General features: G+C 67.3%; 2 protein-coding genes. Both read right to left on the reverse strand.

The window, feature by feature from the left end; all coding sequences use genetic code 11:
* A partial coding sequence (gene glgB / locus ACFDTC_RS01400; protein ID WP_375257098.1) for a 1,4-alpha-glucan branching enzyme occupies positions 1-1328 on the reverse strand: 1328 nt, incomplete at its 3' end.
* Between the two features lie 56 nt (positions 1329-1384).
* Positions 1385-2653, reverse strand: a 1269-nt coding sequence (gene glgP / locus ACFDTC_RS01405) for a glycogen/starch/alpha-glucan family phosphorylase (protein ID WP_375257075.1), incomplete at its 5' end; no start/stop codon positions are given.

Genomic DNA, 2653 nt, shown 5'->3' on the forward strand with positions numbered 1-2653 from the left:
TCGTAGTTCTCGCGCCCGCCGTCCTTGTTCGGGACCCAGTCGTCGCCGCGCGAATAGTCGCGGTAGAGCATCGAGGCGACCGCATCCACGCGCAGCCCGTCGACGTGGTATTCCTCGAGCCAGTAGAGCGCGTTCGACACGAGGAAGTTCTGCACCTCGGTCCGGCCGAAATTGTAGATCAGCGTGTTCCAGTCGCGGTGAAAGCCCTCGCGCGGGTCGGAATATTCGTAGAGCGCGGTACCGTCGAACTGGCCAAGGCCGTGCGCGTCGACCGGGAAATGCCCAGGCACCCAGTCGAGGATGACCCCCAGCCCTTTCTGGTGGGCGGCGTTCACGAGGTCGCGGAATTCGTGCGGCGGGCCGTGCCGCACGGTGGGCGCGAACAGGCCGACGGGCTGGTAGCCCCAGCTTCCATCGAAGGGATACTCGCTGATCGGCAGCAGCTCGATATGGGTGAAGCCCATATCGTGCACGTAGTCGACCAGCTCGCTCGCCGCCTCGATATAGCTGATGCGGCGGTTGTCGGCCTTGCGCTTCCACGACCCCAGGTGGACCTCGTAGATCGAGATGGGCGCGGTGCGGCCGTTGCGGCCCTCGCGCGTCTTGATCCAGTCGTCGTCGGACCAGCCGTAGCCGGTGATGTCGCGCACCACGCTGGCATTGGCCGGCGGGTGCTGAGAGCCGAAGCCCACCGGGTCGGCCTTGAGCGGCAGGACCTTTCCGTCGGCGCCGATCAGCTCGTACTTGTAGGCTGCGGTCTCGCCCAGTTCGGGGATGAAGATCTCCCAAATACCGGTGGCGCCGCGGCGGCGCATGACGTGGCGCCGCCCGTCCCACAGGTTGAAGTCGCCGACCACCGAAACCCGCTTCGCGTTGGGTGCCCAGACCGCGAAATGCGTCCCCTGCGCGCCTTCGTGCTGCATCACGTGCGCGCCGAGAACCTGCCACAGACGCTGATGCGTGCCCTCGCCCAGCAGGTACTCGTCCATCTCGCCCATGACCGGGCCGTGCGCGTAGGCGTCGGCGAAGTCCCACGTGCCGCCGTCCGAGCCGGTGGCGTGCAGCCGGTACTGCCCCTCGGGCACCGGACCCGAAAACAGGCCGAAATGGCCCGCCACGGGCGCCAGCGGATGGGCCGCACCGTCGATCACGGCGTCCAGCGCGGCGGCATCCGGGGCCAGGGCCGTCACCGTCCGGCCGTTGCCGTTCCGGTGCGGCCCGAGAACGGCGAACGGATCGTCGAAGGTGCCCTTCATCAGCCGCGCGAGAGCTTCGGGCGTGGCGATGGCCGAGGGCTCGATGGCCTTGGGTCGGTTTTTGTGTGCCATCCCGCAAGCGTAAGGGTTCCTGCACACCTTTCAACCGCCCGCGGCGGAAAGCGGCCCTAGACCAGCGTTTCGGCCTCCCAGACGTCGCGCAGATAGCCACGGATCGTGCGGTCGGACGAGAACCATCCGGACCGCGCGGTGTTGAGCGCGGCCATGCGCATCCAGCCGTCCTGGTCGCGGAACGCCGCATCGACCGCGCGCTGGGCGCGCCAGTAATCGGTGAAGTCCGACGAGACGAGGAAATAGTCCGCGCCCGCGACGTTGTCGGCGATATGCGCATAGCGTCCCGGCTCGGTCGGGCTGAACGTGCCGTCGCGGACCGCCGCGATGGCGCGCGCCAGCCGGGGGTCCGCGGCGATTGCCTGGGCCGCATGGCCGTCGATGCGGCGGCGGGCCTCGACCTCGTCGGCGGTCATGCCGAACAGGAAGAAGTTCTCGGGGCCGACCTGCTCGCGAATCTCGACGTTGGCGCCATCGAGCGTGCCGATCGTCAGCGCGCCGTTCAGCGCGAACTTCATGTTGCCGGTGCCCGACGCTTCCTTCCCGGCGGTCGAGATCTGTTCGGACAGGTCGGCGGCGGGGATCAGGCGTTCGGCCAGGCTGACGTTGTAGTTCGGCAGGAAGATGACCTTGAGATACTTGTTCGTCACCGGATCGTCGTTGATCACGCGCGAGGCGTCGTTGATCAGCCGGATGATGTCCTTGGCGAAGAAGTAGCCCGGCGCCGCCTTGCCGGCGAAGATCTTGACGCGCGGGGTCCAGTCGGCATCCGGGTTGTCGCGGATCTCCTGCCACAGCGCGATCGCCTCGAGGATGTTGAGGTGCTGGCGCTTGTATTCGTGCATCCGCTTGATCTGCACGTCGAACATCGCGGCAGGGTCGACCTCGACGCCATGCTCGGCGGCGATCCAGTCGGCCAGTTCGGCCTTGTTGGCGTGCTTGATCGCGGTGAAGGAGCGCGCCCATTCCGGATCGGTGACATGCGGCTCGAGCTCGGACAGGCGCTCGAGGTCGGACAGCCAGCCGTCGCCGATCGTGGTGGTGATCAGTTCCGCCAGCGAGGGGTTGCACGACAGCATCCAGCGGCGCGGGGTGACGCCGTTGGTCTGGTTGACGATGCGGTCGGGGTGCAGGCGGTCGAGCTCCTTGAAAACGGTCGTCTTCATCAGCCCGGTGTGCAGCGCCGAGACGCCGTTGACGCGGTGCGCCATGACGAAGGACAGCTCGCCCATCTTCACGGTGCCGGGTTCGCGGATCGTGACCTTGCGGTCGGGATGCGCCTTGGCGTGCGCGTCGTCGATGCGGTCGATGATCTGCAGGTGACG

It is taken from the genome of Citreimonas sp. (assembly GCF_042096055.1).
In the GTDB taxonomy this organism is placed as follows: Bacteria; Pseudomonadota; Alphaproteobacteria; order Rhodobacterales; family Rhodobacteraceae; genus Citreimonas.